The organism is Streptosporangium nanhuense (assembly GCF_059358815.1).
Window position 1 is genome coordinate 115,079 of sequence record NZ_JCADBG010000005.1, and the last position, 16,011, is coordinate 131,089.

General features: G+C 73.1%; 12 protein-coding genes. 8 read left to right on the plus strand and 4 right to left on the minus strand.

What is annotated here, in order from left to right; translation table 11 throughout:
* Window positions 1-197 precede the first annotated feature (197 nt).
* From AC5L38_RS12245 to AC5L38_RS12275, 7 genes are all read left to right on the plus strand, one after another.
* Entirely contained in the window at window positions 198-2,408 is a 2,211-nt protein-coding gene (locus AC5L38_RS12245; RefSeq protein WP_495242887.1) for a non-ribosomal peptide synthetase, read from the plus strand.
* Window positions 2,348-7,771, plus strand: a complete 5,424-nt coding sequence (locus AC5L38_RS12250) for a non-ribosomal peptide synthetase/MFS transporter (protein WP_495242888.1) — start codon at window positions 2,348-2,350, stop codon at window positions 7,769-7,771. Before AC5L38_RS12245 ends, AC5L38_RS12250 begins: the two co-directional genes overlap by 61 nt.
* 127 nt (window positions 7,772-7,898) lie before the next feature.
* Entirely contained in the window at window positions 7,899-8,834 is a 936-nt protein-coding gene (locus AC5L38_RS12255; RefSeq protein WP_495242889.1) for a pyridoxal-phosphate dependent enzyme, read from the plus strand.
* A gap of 62 nt (window positions 8,835-8,896) precedes the next feature.
* Window positions 8,897-9,961, plus strand: coding sequence for a fatty acid desaturase family protein (locus AC5L38_RS12260; RefSeq protein WP_495242890.1), 1,065 nt, complete (start codon window positions 8,897-8,899; stop codon window positions 9,959-9,961).
* 265 nt (window positions 9,962-10,226) lie between these two features.
* Window positions 10,227-10,595 (plus strand): hypothetical protein, encoded by a 369-nt coding sequence (locus AC5L38_RS12265; RefSeq protein ID WP_495242891.1) that lies wholly within the window; start codon window positions 10,227-10,229, stop codon window positions 10,593-10,595.
* A 402-nt stretch (window positions 10,596-10,997) separates the two neighbouring features.
* Window positions 10,998-11,564 carry a hypothetical protein gene (locus tag AC5L38_RS12270; RefSeq protein ID WP_495242892.1) on the plus strand — a complete coding sequence of 189 codons (567 nt, stop codon included), beginning with the start codon at window positions 10,998-11,000 and terminating at the stop codon, window positions 11,562-11,564.
* A 110-nt stretch (window positions 11,565-11,674) separates the two neighbouring features.
* Window positions 11,675-13,417, plus strand: coding sequence for a proline--tRNA ligase (locus tag AC5L38_RS12275; RefSeq protein WP_495242893.1), 1,743 nt, complete (start codon window positions 11,675-11,677; stop codon window positions 13,415-13,417).
* A 213-nt stretch (window positions 13,418-13,630) separates the two neighbouring features.
* Here the strand turns inward: AC5L38_RS12275 and AC5L38_RS12280 are convergent, their stop codons facing one another.
* The 4 genes from AC5L38_RS12280 to AC5L38_RS12295 form a co-directional block, all read right to left on the minus strand.
* On the minus strand, window positions 13,631-13,840 hold the full coding sequence (locus tag AC5L38_RS12280; RefSeq protein WP_389912465.1) for a DUF4236 domain-containing protein: 210 nt from the start codon (window positions 13,838-13,840) through the stop codon (window positions 13,631-13,633).
* Window positions 13,841-13,923: 83 nt separating this feature from the next.
* Window positions 13,924-14,121, minus strand: a complete 198-nt coding sequence (locus AC5L38_RS12285) for a DUF4236 domain-containing protein (protein WP_350972795.1) — start codon at window positions 14,119-14,121, stop codon at window positions 13,924-13,926.
* Between the two features lie 189 nt (window positions 14,122-14,310).
* Entirely contained in the window at window positions 14,311-14,808 is a 498-nt protein-coding gene (locus AC5L38_RS12290) for a ferritin-like domain-containing protein (protein ID WP_495242894.1), read from the minus strand.
* Window positions 14,805-15,299: a hypothetical protein gene (locus AC5L38_RS12295; RefSeq protein ID WP_495242895.1), complete on the minus strand. Its 495-nt coding sequence runs from the start codon at window positions 15,297-15,299 to the stop codon at window positions 14,805-14,807. The genes AC5L38_RS12290 and AC5L38_RS12295 overlap by 4 nt, the downstream gene beginning before the upstream one ends.
* Window positions 15,300-15,490: 191 nt before the next feature.
* Between AC5L38_RS12295 and rimP the strand changes: the two genes are divergently transcribed.
* Complete coding sequence (rimP, locus tag AC5L38_RS12300) at window positions 15,491-15,991, plus strand: ribosome maturation factor RimP (RefSeq protein WP_389912457.1); 501 nt, start codon at window positions 15,491-15,493, stop codon at window positions 15,989-15,991.
* Window positions 15,992-16,011: the final 20 nt, after the last annotated feature.

Below are 16,011 nucleotides of genomic sequence, written 5' to 3' on the forward strand. Positions count from 1 at the left end.
ACGCGCCGACATGATCGAATCGTCCGCCGGGGAACGACGGGCGCTTGATCCAAATGTCATGCGGTGTCGGCTGGAACATCACGTTTGTGACCTTTCCTGTTCATCGGGCGAGAGCAGGATCGCTGCTGCGTTACCGCCTGTGATCACTCCTGTGTAAGCGGACGGTCAAGTTCTGTCACGAGAGGCCGCCCCCACTCATGCTCTCCCCGGTCCGGGACGACGCCGTCCCCGCCGCATCCCACGCCCCTCGCCCCCACCCGTCCGATTCGCGAGGCGCGCGGTGGATCCTGGAGGCCGTCGAGGCGAGAGCCCGCCAGGCCCCTGACGCGCCCGCCGTCGTGGACGCGTCGGGCACGCTGAGCTACGCCGGGCTGGTCGGCCGGGCCGGCGCGCTCGCCCGTCGGCTCCGCGGCTCCGCCGGGGTCGGCGAGGGCGATCTGGTCGGCCTCCTGCTGCCCCGGGGAGCGGACGCGATCGTCGCGATGCTCGGGATCCTGGGGGCGGGAGCCGGTTACGTACCCCTCGACCCGGCCTATCCCGCCGAGCGCCTGGCCGTCATGGCCGAGGAGGCGGGGCTGCGGGTCACGGTCACCACCACCTCGCTGCGAGCGGCGCTGCCCCCCGCCGCGCACCCGCTGTTCCTCGACACCGACGTCACCGACGTCACCGACGACATCGACGTCACCGACGACATCGACGTCACCGACGTCACCGGTGAGGAACCGGGGGACGAGTCCCGGGCCGATCGTCCCGAGGACGCCGCCTACGTCATCTTCACCTCGGGCTCCACCGGCCGGCCCAAGGGCGTCGCGGTGCCCGGCCGGGCCCTGGCCCACTTCTGCGAGGCCGCCGTGGAGACGTACGGCCTCACCGGCGCCGACCGGATCCTGCAGTTCGCCTCGCTCGGCTTCGACGCCAGCGTGGAGGAGATCTTCCCCGCGCTCACCCGCGGCGCGACCGTGGTGGTACGCGACGACGACATGATCAGCCGCCCCGACCTGCTGCTCGAGCGCTGCCGCGAGCTCGGCGTCACCGTGCTCGACCTGCCCACCGCGTACTGGCACGAACTCGTCGAGGCCCTGCCCGATCCGGGCCTGCGGTGGCCGCCCGCCCTGCGCCTCGTGATCATCGGTGGCGAGCGGGCGCGGCCCGAGGCGGTACGGGCCTGGCGGTGCGGTCCCGGCGCGGGGGCCCGCCTGCTGAACACCTACGGGCCCACCGAGACCACCGTGGTCGCCACGGTCGCCGACCTCGGCCACTGGGACGGGGAGGGGCCGGTGCCCATCGGCTTCCCGATCCCGGGCGTGCTGTGCCTGGTCGCCGGGCCCGACGGCGCCCCCGTCCCCCCGGGCGCGGAGGGGGAGCTGCACATCGGCGGCCCCACGGTGGCACTCGGCTATCTCGGCCGTCCGGAGGCCACCGCCGAACGCTTTCACCCGGGCCGGACCTCCGGCGAGCTCGCCGGGCGTCAGACGGCCTGGTACCGCACCGGCGACCGTGTACGGCGGGGCGACGACGGCTCGCTGGTGTTCCTGGGCCGCGACGACCACCAGGTCAAGATCCGTGGCTTCCGGGTCGAGCTCGGCGAGATCGAGTCCGCCCTGTGCGGCCTGCCGGGGGTCCGCGACGCCGTGGTGGGGCTCGACGAGCGGATCCCCGGAGCGCCGAGGCTCGCGGCCCACCTGCTCACGGAGACCGCCGACCTGGCGTCGGGGGCGCCCGGGGAGGTGCCTGGAGAGGTGCCGTCCGCCGAGTTCCTCCGGAGGGAGCTCGGGCGGTCGCTGCCGGCGCACATGGTGCCCGCCTCCTTCACCTTCCACCCCTCCTTCCCGGTCACCGTCCAGGGCAAGGTGGACCGGGCGGCGCTGATCGGCGGGGCGACCCCCGCGGTGAGCGGGCCCGGCACGCTCCCCGGAGGAGACCCCGCGACCTCCCGCGACGCTGAAAGCAGCGGGGAAGGCGGCGGGCGGGGACTCCCCGGCGCCGTCACCGCGATCTGGGCGGAGGTCCTCGGCCGTCACGACATCGGCGGCGACCGGGACTTCTTCTCGCTGGGCGGCGACTCGCTCGCCGCCGTGCGGGTGCTCACCAGGCTTCGCGGCGTTCACCGTGTCGAGCTCACCCTCGCCGACTTCTACGCGGCCCCCACCGTCTCCGGACTCGTGGCCGCCGTCGCCCGGGAGCTCCTCGCCTCGGGGGACGGGCACCCCGCGAACTCCGCCTCGGGTGGCGGGCACCCCGCGAACGAGGACCGCTCGCCGGTGAACGGCGAGGTGGAAGACAGGGAAGGCAGGGAAGGCAGGGAAGGCAGGGAAACGGCGCCCACCCCCTGCAGGCCGACTTCTGGATGGCGGAGCAGCTCTACGGCGAGAACCCGGTCCACAACCTCGGCATCCGCTACCGCCTGACCGGCCCGCTGGACATCGCCGCGCTGCGTGCCGCGCTGGACGCGCTCACCGTACGGCACGCGATCCTGCGCTCCCGGTACCCGGTCGGCGAGGACGGCCGGCCGGTCACCGTCATCGACCCGCCGAACCTCGCGGGCCCCGTGAGGCTCGACGAGGCCGACGCGCCGGACGGGGACGGGGACGGGGACGAGGCGGAGGCGATCCGCCGCCGGGCCGTCGCCGAGCCGTTCGACCTCGCGAGGGGACCGCTGCTTCGCGCCACCCTCCTGCGGACGGCCGAAGACCGCCACGAACTGCTGCTCGTCGTCCACCACACGGCCTTCGACGGCTGGTCGGCCGGGGTGGTGCTCACCGACCTCGCCGAGCTGTACCGCGCGGCCCGCACCGGCACCCCGGCCCGCCTCCCCGCCCCGGGGGCGGACTTCTCCAGCCTGGCGGCCGCCCGCGCCGGGCGGGAGGCCCGGCCCTCGCTCGCCGCGTACTGGCGCCGCCGCCTGGAGGGAGCCGATCTCGGGGTCGAGCTGCCCGCGGACCGCCCCCGCCCCGCCACCCGGACCTACCGCACCGACCGGGTCGCCCGCCCGCTGCCCGAGGGGCTCCTGGAACGGCTGGAGACCGTCGGCCGCGACCACGGCGCGAGCCTGTTCATGGTCCTGCTCGCCGGTGTGCGGACCCTGGTGTGGCGTGTCACGGGCCGCGAGGACATCACCGTTCTCGCGCCGGTGGCCTGCCGTGGCAGCCTGGACGAGGAGAGGGCCGTCGGCCCGCTGCTCAACATCCTCCCGCTGCGCGGCGACCTCTCCGCGCGCACCACCTTCGCGGAACTGCTGGCGGCGGTACGGCGCGACACCGTCTCCGACCTGGACCACCAGGAGCTGCCGCTCCCCGCCCTGCCCGCCCTGCTGGGGCTCGCGCCCGCGCTCAACCGCAACCCGTTCGGCCCCGTGATGCTCACGGTCCACAACACCCCCTCGGGCGGTGTGGAGGAGGCCGGGGTGCGCTGGCGGTACGCGGGTGACACCGCGCCCGCGGCCGGGATGGTCGACCTGTCGATCGGGCTGGACTTCCCGGCCGACGGCCCGGTGCTCAACGCGGACTTCGCCACCGAGCTGTTCGACCCGGCGACCGTGGACCGCCTGCTGGACCAGCTCCTCACCCTCCTGGACGCCGCCGCCCGGTCCGCGGACCGCTGCGTCGAGGAACTGCCGCTGCTGTCCGGCGCCGAACGCCACCGGATCCTCCACACGTGGAACGACTTCCGCGTGGAGCGGCCCACCGGCCTGCCGGTGCACCGCCTCTTCGAGGCGCACGCCTCGGCGACCCCCGAGGCGCCCGCGCTGACCCACGACGGGACCACCGTCACCTACGGCGAGCTCAACGCCCGCGCCAACCGCCTGGCCCGCGCCCTGGGGGAGCGCGGCGCCGGTCCGGGTTCCCTGGTCGCCATCTGCCTGGACCGGGGGGTGGAGCTGTTCGTCGCGATGTGGGCCGTCCTCAAGTCCGGCGCGGCCTACGTCCCGCTGGACCCCGCCTACCCGGCCGAGCGGCTGCGCTACATGCTCCGGGACAGCGGCGCCGCCGTCCTGCTCACCCGCACCGGCCTCGCCCCGCCGTCATCCGGCGAACCCGAAGACGGGGCATGGCCGCGGGTCCTCACCCTGGACACCGAGGACACGGCGATCTCCCTGCTCCCGGACACCGACCTCGCCCCCTCCTGCGGTCCCGACGACCCGGCGTACGTCATCTACACCTCCGGTTCCACCGGCCGCGCCAAGGGCGTGGTGGTGACGCACCGCCATCTGGTGCACGCCGTGCACATGTGGCGGCACGACTACCACCTGAGCCCCGAGTGGACCTACCAGCAGGCGGCCAGCTTCTCCTTCGACATGTTCGTCGGCGAGACGCTGCGCGCCCTGTGCACGGGAGGGCGGCTCGTCGTGGTCCCCCGGGAGGCGCTCCTGGAACCGGCCGCGCTGCTGGACCTCATGCGCCGCGAGAACGTGCGGTGCACCGAGCTCGTCCCCGCCGTCCTGCGCGGGCTGCTCTCCCACGCGGAGGCCGTCGGCGCCACGCTGGACTTCGTCCGGCTCCTCATCGGCGGCGGCGAGAAGTGGCACGTGCGCGAGTACCGGCAGGCGCGGCGCCTCGTCGGGCCCGGGGGCAGGGTGGTGAACGCGTACGGCGTCACCGAGGTCACCGTCGACAACGTGTACTTCGACGGCGACACGGACGGCATGCCCGCCGAGGCGCCCCTGCCCATCGGCAGGCCCTTCGCCAACAACCGGGCGTACGTGCTGGACGCCGGGCGTTCGCCGGTGCCGCCCGGTGTCGTCGGCGAGCTGTACCTGGGCGGCGACGGCGTGGCCGCCGGCTACCACGGCCGGCCCGAGCTGACCGCGGAACGCTTCCTCGACGACCCCTTCGTGCCGGGCGCGCGCATGTACCGGACCGGGGACGGCGCCAGGTACCGCGCCGACGGGACGCTGGAGTTCCTGGGCCGCCTCGACGACCAGGTCAAGGTCAACGGCTACCGGATCGAGCTGGGCGAGGTGGAGGCGGCTCTCGGGGCCCGCCCCGGCGTCCTCGCCTGCGCGGCCGCCGTGCACGACCTCGCCGGCGGGACCGCCCAGCTGATCGGGTACGTGACGACCGGGCCGGGCGAGGTGACCGACGAGGCGGGCCTGCGCCGTGACCTCGCGGAGGTCCTGCCCGCCCACATGGTGCCCGCCCGCATCGTCTCCCTGACCTCGCTGCCGCTCACCCCCAACGGCAAGCTCGACCGCCGCGCCCTGCCCGCCCCGCCGGAGGGCGCCGACGCCTCCCGCCACGTCCGGCCCGCCACGCCCACCGAGATCCGGATCGCCGAGGTGTGGTCGGAGGTCCTCCAGGTCGAGCGGGTGGGCGGGAACGACACCTTCTTCGCCCTGGGCGGCGACTCCTTCAGCGCCCTGCGCCTGGTCCGGCGGATCGACCCGGCGCTGCGCGTGATCGACCTGTACCAGAACCCGACCGTCGCCCAGCTCGCCGCCCTGCTCGACGCCCGCGCGGAGGGAACCGGCCCCGCGGACGCGGGCCGCCTGCTGCGCCGCCTGTCCGGCGACCCCGCGCCGGGCGACGTGGCCTTCACCGCGGTCTGCGTCCCCTACTCGGGCGGGCAGGCCGTCAGTTACCACCCGCTGGCCGAGGCACTGCCGAAGGACAGCGTCCTGTACGCCGTGGAGCTGCCCGGCCACGACATCAGCCGCCCGGACGAGCCGCTGCTGCCGTGCGAGGAGCTCGCGGCCCTCGTGGTGGCCGAGATGCGCGAGATCCCCGGCCCGGTCGTGCTGTACGGGCACTGCATGGGCACGGCGCTCACCGTCGAGGTGGCCCGGCAGGCGGAGGAGGCCGGGGTGCGGGTGCTCGGCACGGTGCTCGGCGCGAGCTTCCCCACGGCCCGGCTGCCCGGCCGGTTCTTCGACTGGGTCTACCGGGTGCTGCCCGTCGACCGCCTCACCTCCGACCGCGAGTACCTGTCCTTCCTGCGGGCCCGGGGCGGCTTCACCGAGCTCCAGGACCCGGCCGAGCAGGCGTTCGCCCTGCGCAACGTGCGGCACGACGCCCGGGACGCGGAGGAGTACTTCACCGCCGCGTTCACCGGGACCGGGTACCGCAGGCTGCGCTCGCCGATCCTCAGCCTGGTGGGGGAGCGCGACCGGGTGACCGAGCTCTACCAGGAACGCCACCGGGAGTGGGCGCACTTCTCTGAGAGCGTCGAGCTCTCCGTGCTCCCCGGCGGCGGCCACTTCTTCGTCAAGCACCAGGCCCCCGAGGTCGCCGAGGTGATCGACACCGCCGCCCGGCGCTGGCTGGAGCCCGTACCCCTTTCTCCTCGTGAAGTCCCGGGCGAGGCCGACGACACCGACGACCCGCGACGGGGCACCGAGGGCACCGGCCGGGGTGCCGAGGGCACCGGCCGGGGTGCCGAGGACACCGGCCGGGGTGCCGGTGGCGCGGGGCGCGGCGGTGCCGCGGCCCCCAGCCTGGGGATATTCGCCCTCGTCGCGCTCGGCCAGTTCGTCTCCCTGGTGGGCAGCGGCCTGAGCACGCTGGTCCTCAGCATCTGGGTCTACCAGCGCACCGGCGACGTCACCGCGTTCGGGGTGATGTCCGCGGTGGGACTGCTGCCGGGAATCCTCGCCGGCCCGGTCGCGGGCGCCGTCGCGGACCGCTGGGACCGGCGGCGCGTCATGCTGGCGGCCGACTCGGCGTCGGGTCTGGCCACCGCCGTACTGGCCGTCCTGCTCTTCAGCGGCCGGCTGGAGATGTGGCAGGTGTACGTCGCACTCGCGCTGACCTCGCTGGCGGGCGCCTTCCAGCGCCCGGCCTACCTGGCCGCGGTGGCCCAGATCGTCCCCAAACGCTATCTCGGCCACGCCAACGGCATCGCCCAGCTGGGCACCGGCGCCGGGGCGGTGTTCGCCCCGATGCTCGGGGCGGGCCTGATCGGCGTCATCGGGGTCCGGGGCGTGCTGCTGGTGGACGCGGCGACCTTCCTGGTCGGGGCGGGCACCCTGCTGGCCGTGCGGTTCCCCGACCGGATGTTCCGCAGGCGCGAGGAGTCGTTCGGGACGGAGATCGCCAACGGCTGGCGCTACGTCGCCCGCAGGCCGGGCCTGCGGATCGCGCTGCGCTTCTTCGTCATCGACCACCTCTTCTACACGCTGGGCTTCGCGGTGATCACGCCGATGATCCTGATCGAGCAGTCCGAGCAGGCTCTCGGGCTGGTGCTGTCCGCGGGCGGGGTGGGCGGCCTGCTGGGGGCGCTCACCATGAGCCTGTGGGGCGGCACCCGCCGCCGTACCGAGGGAATGATCTTCTTCATGGGGGTCGCGAGCGTCGCGATGGCCTTCGTCGGCCTCGGCACGGCCCCTTGGTTCGCGGTCGCGGGCATGTTCGTCCTCTCCTTCACCGAGTCCCTCATCAACGGGCACTGGATCGCGCTGCTGCAGACCAAGGTCGGCCTGGAGCTGCAGGGCCGGGTGCTGTCGATCTTCATCACGGTGATGATGCTGACCATGCCGCTGGGCTTCCTGGTGGTGGGGCCGCTCGCCGACCACGTGTTCCGGCCCCTGCTGGAATCCGGGGGCGCGCTCGCGGGCTCCGTCGGCCCGCTGCTGGGCACCGGGCCCGGCCGAGGCCTCGCGCTGCTGATCGTCGTCAGCGGGCTCGTCCAGCTGGCCTGGGCGGTACGCGGCTGGTTCCACCGGCGGCTGCGGTTCCTGGAGGACGAGCTTCCCGACGCCCTGCCGCCCGCCAGGCTCGGCGACCGGGACACCATGCAGCGCCACGCCGACGAGCTGCTGGCCACCACACGTCCCTGACACGCCGTCACCTGTCCGGGCGGGGATCCCCGCCCGGACAGGCCCGGTCGATCACGCCGCGCCGAATCCTCACGTCCCGCCCGCCGTCCCGCCCCGCCCGCACGCCCACCCGCACGAAGGATCCCCCGTGACGCTCGACAGCATCACCTCCCCGCCCGCCGCCCTCTCCAAGCCGTTCCCCCAGCACGCCGGGGAGACCCCGCTGGTCGAGGCGTACGGGCTCGTCCCCGGCGTCCGCGTCCTGGTCAAGGACGAGACCCGCTACGCCTCCGGCAGCCACAAGGAGCCGGCCGCCCGCGCCGTCGTCCGCCACGCGCTGGAAGCCGGATACCGGGACGTGGTGGTCGCCACCTGCGGGAACTACGGTCGCGCGGCGGCCGCCGCGGGTGCCGCCGCCGGGCTCGCCGTCACCGTCGTGCTCCCCTCCGGCTGGAGCGACGGCGGCGCCGCCATGCGCGCCCTGGGTGCCCGGGTGGTCCTCGTCGACGGCAGTTACGAGGAGGCGGTGGACGCCTCACGGAGGATCGCCGCCGAGAGGGGGGCGCTCGACGGCAACGTCGACGGCCCCTGCGAGCCCCAGGTGCTGGCGGGCCACGGCGAGGTCGTCGACGCCCTCGCCGCCGGGCTGGACGAGCCCCCGCACACCATCTGGCTGCCGGTCGGCAACGGCACCACGGCGATCGCCGTACACCGGCGCCTGGTCGCGCTGGGCTGGCCCACCCGGATCGTGGGCGTCGGCTCGGCCGGCAACAACCCGATCGTGACCAGCTGGCCGGGGGAGTACCTGCCGCTGGCGCCGGAGGCGGTCTCCACGACGGACCACAACCAGCCGCTGGTCAACTGGCACGCGTTGCAGGGCGCCGCGGCGATGGACGCGATCCGGCTCTGCGGCGGCGAGGTGCTCGGCGCGAGCGACGCGGAACTGCTCCGGGCGCGGGACGCCCTGGCCGTCCACGGCCCCACGCCCACGGCGGCGGGAGCGGTGGCGCTGGCCGGGCTGCTGGGCCGGGCGGAGACCCTCGCGGCCGGCGGCACCCACGTCGTCGTGCTCAGCGGCCGCTGACCCCTCCGCCGCGCGGGCGGACGGGCCGTGATGACCACGATCGATTCTTGGAGATGGACCTGATGACTGAAGTAGCCGAGACACCGCTCCCGGGGCCGGTGCTGCTCTACCGGAGGAGCTCGGTCGGCCGGCGCGACGAGTGGATCTTCTGGGGCAAGCTTGCCCTGCTCGCCGCCCTGACCGGGTGCGGAGGATGGCTGGCGCTCTCGGACCACCCGCTGGCGGTGGTGGCCGGGATCGTGCTGCTGGGCGCCATGTTCACCCACGCGGTCGAGCTGCAGCACCAGTGCCTGCACCACGCGGCCTTCCGGAGCGCGCGCCTGCACCGGATCGTCGGGGTGCCCCTGGGGCTCCCGCTGCTGGTGGTCTACAGCCACTACCGGATCAGGCACCTGCAGCACCACCGCGCCCTGGGGACGCCGGGGGACACCGAGTTCTTCGGCTTCGACACCCGGGCGCCGCTGACCCCGGGCCTGCTGCTGCGGGGCACGTTCGACTACCGGCGGATCGCCGACGTGCTCGGCGACTGCGTGCGCGCCGCGAGCGGCAGGTGGCGCTACGCCTTCGGCTCGATCGCGCCCAGGATGCGTCGCCGCATCGTGGCCGAGCACGTGGGGCTGGGCCTGCTCGTGCTCGCGGTCGTGGCCCTGGCGGCCGGCGGGCACGCCGGGATCGTGGCGCGGCTGTGGCTGCTGCCCCTGCTGCTGGTCGCGGTACCGCTGCACTTCCTGGTCGAGCTCCCCGAGCACGTGCTGTGCGACAACGACACCACCGACGTGCTCCGCAACACCCGGTCGATCACCGGAGGCTGGTTCAGCACCTGGTACACCAACGGCAACAACCTGCACATCGAGCACCACGCGGCGATGAACGTCCCCCTTCACCGGCTGCGCGAGCGGCACCCGGAGGTCCAGCGGTACGGGGCGTTCGTGCAGCGCGGCTACGCCGACTTCTTCCGCGCCGTGCTCGCCGAGGCGCGGCGCAACGCGGCCCTGGCGGCCAGGGCGCGGCGCGACGCCGTCGTGCCGGCCGGGACGCCGGTCGGGGCGCCGGGCGACCCCGGGGTTCCGGCCGAGGTCCGGAGCGACTCCGAGGTCCCGGCCGGTTCGGCCTCCCCCGTGGCGTGAGTCCGGGTACCGAATCAGCACTTGCGGGGACAAGCCCGGCGGATCACAGTTGGTTCTCGTGAGTTCAGGAGCGGAGAAGCGCCGCAAAGCGAGTGCCCGGCGTCCGAAGGACGGTCCGCTCCAGGACGCGAGAGGACCACACCGGCCAGGACGCCCTGCCACCTCCTCCGGCACTCTCGACGCTTCCGGGGCTTCCGGGGCTTCCGGCGTCTTCGGTGAGAGCCGACCGCCATGCGGGCTCCCGTACGAGGCGTTCGGGCGGGTGATGGCCGCGCTCGCGGGAGAGTCGGAGCTCATGGAGTCCTGCCGCGACCTGACCTGGTGGCGCGGGGCCGACCACGGCTGGCACATCGAGTGGCGCGACGGTCCCGGCGCCGCCGACATCGCCGCCGTCCTGGCCAGGCACGTCCATGATCCGGGCTGTCCCGGCGCGCTGGTCACCCGCTCCGGCCCCGCCACGGCGGGGGACGCCACCCTGGACGTCATGGGCGTTCCGTTCGTCCTGCGCGCCGTCGACCCCGTGCGCCGCGAGCGCTTCCCCGGCAGGGCCGGGCTGCGCCGCCTCGGAGAGGCGCTCGACACCACCCGCAGGACCACGTCCCGCCACCCCTGGGAGATCCTTCTCGGTGGCTGACGCCCCCGGACGGCCGAGCCGGTGACGCCGCCTCGCGCGCGGGCCGCCCTGCGGGCGACGGGCGGGACGCGCCCCTGCGGTTTCCCGGTTCTCCGTGACGGCCACGGGAATCCGGATTCCGGGCGGGAAAGGGGCGGACGGCGTCGCGGAGATCCGGCCGCCCCCCGGAGAGAATCATGGAAAGGCTCGCGGCGAAAACGCGATCGAGCGCTCGCCGAGTTTTATCGTGATCAAGCGCCGGCCGCTTTGTAAACTTGACACGTTCGAGATGTTTCCCCAGGTCAGATACACTGCTGATAGCCACTAGCAAATGTGATCGGGGGATCAGTGGCTTTGGTGGAACGTAACTACACGCTTGACTTCGTAGCGGGAGACCGCCGGGATCGCGCAATTCTCCGGCATATGGTCCTCTCCCTTTTCGTGGGGATGCTGCTCGGGGGCGTCGGAGCGCTGCTGGCCTACGGGCCCGAGCTGCTGTACGCGCTTTACCATCCGTACGCATACCTCCTCTTCGTCGTCGTCATGGGCCGGACGGCGGCGGGCCTGGGCTGGGCGGTCCTCTCCAGCGTTCTGGCCGCGTTCGGCCCGATCCTCTCGATGCTGGTCGCCACGATCTTCGCGAAGAACGCCTGGCTGGTGAGCCTCGGCGGCGACGGCGCCTCGATGAACCTCATGATCGCGAACCTCGTCGCCATCGGCGTCCTGTCCTACCTCGCCAAGCGCTACGACCGCTGGGGCGACCTCGCGGCCGGCGGCGCGGCCGGGCTGGCCCTGTTCGACGGGATCGACAAGGCCATGCCCGGCGGGCCCGAGCACGTCGCCGGCTTCTGGCCGTGGGGCGTGGTGGTGGTGGTCGCGATCGCGCTGGGGATGCTGGTCTCGCTGGGCCGCGGGTGCGACCGGGCCTGCTCCGCGCTGATCGCGCTGGTCCTCGGCGCCTCGTACTTCGTTTTCCTCACCGGCCTCTGAGGCCCCGCCACCGGACCCGGAAGCGGGCCTGGAAGCGGCCAACCACAGACAATCGGCTTGCGGGACTCGATAGCCTGTAGAACATCGAACCTCGCTAGCTAGGAGTAGCCGTGCTGCTGCGCATGTCGTCGCTGTTTCTTCGAACGCTGAGGGACGACCCGGCAGACGCGGAAGTCCCGAGCCACAAGCTGCTCGTCCGCGCCGGTTACGTCCGCCGTGTCGCACCCGGCGTCTACTCCTGGCTGCCGCTCGGCAAGACGGTCCTGGAGAACGTCACGCGCGTCGTGCGCGAGGAGATGAACCGCATGGGCGGCCAGGAGGTGCTCTTCCCCGCCCTGCTGCCCCGCGAATACTACGAGGCGACCGGCCGCTGGACCGAGTACGGCGACACGCTCTTCCGCCTCAAGGACCGCAAGGGCGCCGACTATCTCCTCGGTCCCACCCACGAGGAGATGTTCACCGACATGGTCAAGGGGGAGTACGCCTCCTACAAGGACTATCCGGTGACCCTCTACCAGATCCAGACCAAGTATCGCGACGAGGCCCGTCCCCGGGCCGGCATCCTGCGCGGGCGCGAGTTCGTCATGAAGGACTCCTACTCCTTCGACCTCGACGACGACGGTCTCAAGCGCTCCTACGAGCGCCACCGCGAGACCTACATCAAGACCTTCGACCGGCTCGGCATCACGTACAAGATCTGTTTCGCCACCTCCGGGGCGATGGGCGGCTCGGCCTCCGAGGAGTTCCTCGCCCCCGCCGAAACCGGCGAGGACACCTTCGTGGCCTGCCACAACTGCGGCTACGCGGCCAACGCCGAGGCCGTCGTCACCCCCGCGCCGCCCGCGATCACCGGCGAGCGGCCCGTCATGCGGGTGCTCGACACCCCCGACACCCCGACCATCGAGTCGCTGGTCGACCACGTCAACGAGCACCACGGCCTCGGCGTCACCGCCGCCCAGACGCTCAAGAACATCGTGGTCAAGGTGACCGTCCCCGGCTCGGGCAAGACCGAGACCCTGATCGTCGGCGTCCCCGGCGACCGCGAGGTCGACTTCAAGCGGCTGGAGGCCTCCCTGGCCCCCGGCGAGCCCGCCATTTTCGAGGCCGAGGACTTCGCGAAACACCCCGGCCTGGTCCGCGGCTACATCGGTCCCCAGGTCCTCAAGGAACTGGGCGTCCGCTACCTCGTCGACCCCCGCGTGGTCGACGGCAGCGCCTGGGTGACCGGCGCCAACGAGCCCGGCAAGCACGCCGCGGACGTCGTCGCCGGCCGTGACTTCGTCGCCGACGGCACCATCGAGGCCGCCGAGGTCCGCGCGGGCGACGACTGCCCGGTCTGCGGCTCCGGCCTGTCCATCGACCGCGGCATCGAGATCGGCCACATCTTCCAGCTCGGCCGCAAGTACGCCGACGCCGCGAAGCTCGACGCCCTCGGCCCCGACGGCAAGCCGGTCCGCGTCACGATGGGCTCCTACGGCATCGGTGTCTCCCGGGCCGTGGCGGTGCTGGCCGAGCAGCGGCACGACGAGCTCGGGCTGGTCTGGCCCCGCGAGATCGCCCCCGCCGACGTCCACATCGTGGGCACCGGCAAGGACGGCCAGGTCGAGGCCGCCACCCGGATCGCCGAGGAGCTGGAGGGCCGCGGGCTGCGCGTCCTGGTGGACGACCGCCCCGGCGTCTCGCCGGGAGTGAAGTTCAAGGACGCCGAGCTGCTCGGCATGCCGACGATCCTGATCGTCGGCCGCGGGCTCACCCAGGGCGTCGGGGAGCTGCGCGACCGCGCCACCGGCACCAAGGAGGAGATCCCCCTCGCCGAGGCCGTGGAGCGCGTCGTGGCGGCCTGCCGGGAATGATCCCGGCTCCGCCCCCCGCCGAAGGCGATCACGGGCGTCGCCGGGCCGTCCGCCCCTGAGACCGGGCCGCCCCGGGCCGCCCCGCCGAAGGCGGTCCCGGACGCCGTCGCAAGGCGTGTGACCCGGAAAGCGCGAAGATGACCCGGAAAGCGCGAAGAGCGGCCCGCCCCCTTCGAAGGGGGCGGGCCGCTCTCTCACGTATATGGCCCCGCGTCAGTAGTGGTAGTGGTGACGCCGGGAGCTCCGGCCGATCGCCTTGCCCACGTGGAAACCGCCGGGCAGGTTGACGGTCACGTACCTGCGACCGTCAGGAGTCCTGCTGACGTGGAACCGGCGGTTGCCGAAGCTGTGGCCGATCCCTCGCGGGGACAGGTCGATCCTGAAGGGACCGACTTTGATCGACTTTCTGTATCCCCAGCCCATTGCCCTCTCCCCGGACTCCCCGAAATCTCGCGTCGTGTCATGAGAACGAGCGGCGTTCGCGAAGGGTTCCCGGGTGATGCCCATCAGCGACGGCTGCTGTTGCTACTGAGCGTCTTGCGCCAGTGGAAGCCGCCGGGAAGGTTGACGCTCAGCGTGCGGCGCCCATCGGCCGTCTTGGTGACCCTGAAGGCGCGGTTCCCCCAGCTGTGACCCACTCCGCCGCGCGAAAGGTTAAGACGGAACGGACCGAACTTCATGGATTTCCGGTATCCCCAGCCCATTGCTTCCTCCTTAGGCGTGTTCAGCGAAATCCAGCTACCCGGCAGACGCGGTGCAAACATGTTCGAAAGCGCGTCTGAATCATGATTCGCGAACCCGGGAACCCGGCTGAAGATCGTTTTGCGCGCTGACCAGCCCGGTTCCCGTCCTTCCGCCGGAAGGTGGTCATCCGGGAAAAACCACGGAAAACGTCACTGGGACGGGGGCACCGCGGGGGTGGCCGTGGGAATGACGGTGGGTTCGGGCGCCGTCCGGGGCGGCATGCCGGGGAAGGCCTCGATCTCGGGGCGCAGGCCGTAGGAGCGGACGACGCACTCCTGCATGGCCAGCGCGGCCATCCTGCGCAGGGCCGGGTCCGGGGACGCCGCCAGCTCCAGGTAGGCGCCGGTCACCCCCCGCTCGACCAGCACGGCCAGCTCCACCGCCTGTGCCGCGCTCGACGGCGTGACGGGGAGCTCGTAGGCCGCCTTCGGCTCCGTGGGCGTGCCGCCCGCGGCGATGATCATGGTGCGGAGCCGGTCGCGCCGGGCGCGGTGGGCGTTGTAGGCCGCCGTCGTCGTCGTGCGCAGCCTGCCGGTGGTCCTGGCCGCGATGACCCCGTAGGCGTACACGGCGGCGTGCTCGGCCGCCAGCGCCGTGCCGAGCCCCTGGTCGGCCCCGGTCCCGGCCCCCGAGGCGCCGCCCCTCACAGCGACCTCGACAGGGCCAGGGCGTGCGCGGCCTCGCAGGCGCCGATGGAGGCGAGCAACTGGGCCAGCGGGGGCGACACCCCCTCGATCTGGCGGGTGCGCAGCGCCGCGGCCCTGCGTTCCAGGTCCCGCAGGGTCCGCACCGACGCGCGGCCGCCCTGGGCCGCGCTCCCCGACGGCGAGGGGGTGGGCGACGGCACGGGCGTCGAAGCCGGTGGTGCGGGCGGTGCGGGCGGGAGGCGGCGGCGCAGCTCGGCCAGATGGGTCTCGTGGCGCTGCCTGAAGGGTTCGAGCCGGGCCGAGGCCGCCGAGGCGTACAGGGCGACGGTTCGCTCCTTGCCCGCGATCAGCTCACGCAGGAGCAGGGTCTCGGGGTCGGGCGGCGCGGCCACGGGGGGCACGGGCTCCTCGGAGGCGCATCCCGCGGCCGTCACGGCCGCTACCCCGAGGGCGCCACCCCGCAGCAGGGCGCGCCGGGAGACGGAACGCACGACGACCTCCGGTTCTGTGTCGGCAGCTGACGCACTTAGCATCGTACGGGCTTGGAATAATGGCACTCACCTCGCTTCTCGGGCGGCATCGCCACACCGAGTGGCGCTGTTTCCACGCCCTGGTGTGGATAGGCTGGTTAATCGCATGGGCGAGGTCCGCCCGGCTGAGATCGTGACAATGGGAGGTCGGCATGGGCAGCGCCACATCCCGCGACCGCCTGATAGAGCTTCTGGAACCTGTCGTCGGAGCCGAGGGGCTCGACTTGGAGGACGTCACGGTCACCCCCGCGGGCAAGCGGCGGCTGCTGCGTGTCGTGGTCGATCGTGACGGAGGCGTGAGCCTCGACGACGTCGCGGAGGTCAGCCACGCCGTCTCCGCGACGCTGGACGCCGACGAGGCGATGGGGTCCACCCCGTACGTGCTGGAGGTCTCCTCTCCGGGGGTCGACCGCCCCCTCACCGAGCCGCGCCACTGGCGCCGCGCGGTGAAGAGGCTGGTCAAGGCCGACCTGAGGGACGGCAGTGCCGTGGAGGGCCGGATCGTCGCCACCGACGAGACCGGCGTGGAGCTGGACGTCGACGGCGCGCCGCGCCGCATCGACTATGAGGACCTGACCCGAGGACGGGTGCAGGTGGAATTCCGCCGGCTCGACGACGCCGAAGACGACGGCGAAGACGGCGACGAGGGCTAAGGGGGAAGCCTCGTGGACAT

What these genes read in the sequence shown, in the direction of transcription:
- AC5L38_RS12245 (WP_495242887.1), top strand. Translation starts at nt 198, where the DNA reads ATGCTCTCCCCGGTCCGGGACGACGCCGTCCCCGCCGCATCCCACGCC.
- AC5L38_RS12250 (WP_495242888.1), top strand. Translation starts at nt 2,348, where the DNA reads ATGGCGGAGCAGCTCTACGGCGAGAACCCGGTCCACAACCTCGGCATC.
- AC5L38_RS12260 (WP_495242890.1), top strand. Translation starts at nt 8,897, where the DNA reads ATGACTGAAGTAGCCGAGACACCGCTCCCGGGGCCGGTGCTGCTCTAC.
- AC5L38_RS12265 (WP_495242891.1), top strand. Translation starts at nt 10,227, where the DNA reads ATGGCCGCGCTCGCGGGAGAGTCGGAGCTCATGGAGTCCTGCCGCGAC.
- AC5L38_RS12270 (WP_495242892.1), top strand. Translation starts at nt 10,998, where the DNA reads ATGGTCCTCTCCCTTTTCGTGGGGATGCTGCTCGGGGGCGTCGGAGCG.
- AC5L38_RS12280 (WP_389912465.1), bottom strand. Translation starts at nt 13,840, where the DNA reads ATGGGCTGGGGATACAGAAAGTCGATCAAAGTCGGTCCCTTCAGGATC.
- AC5L38_RS12285 (WP_350972795.1), bottom strand. Translation starts at nt 14,121, where the DNA reads ATGGGCTGGGGATACCGGAAATCCATGAAGTTCGGTCCGTTCCGTCTT.
- rimP (WP_389912457.1), top strand. Translation starts at nt 15,491, where the DNA reads ATGGGCAGCGCCACATCCCGCGACCGCCTGATAGAGCTTCTGGAACCT.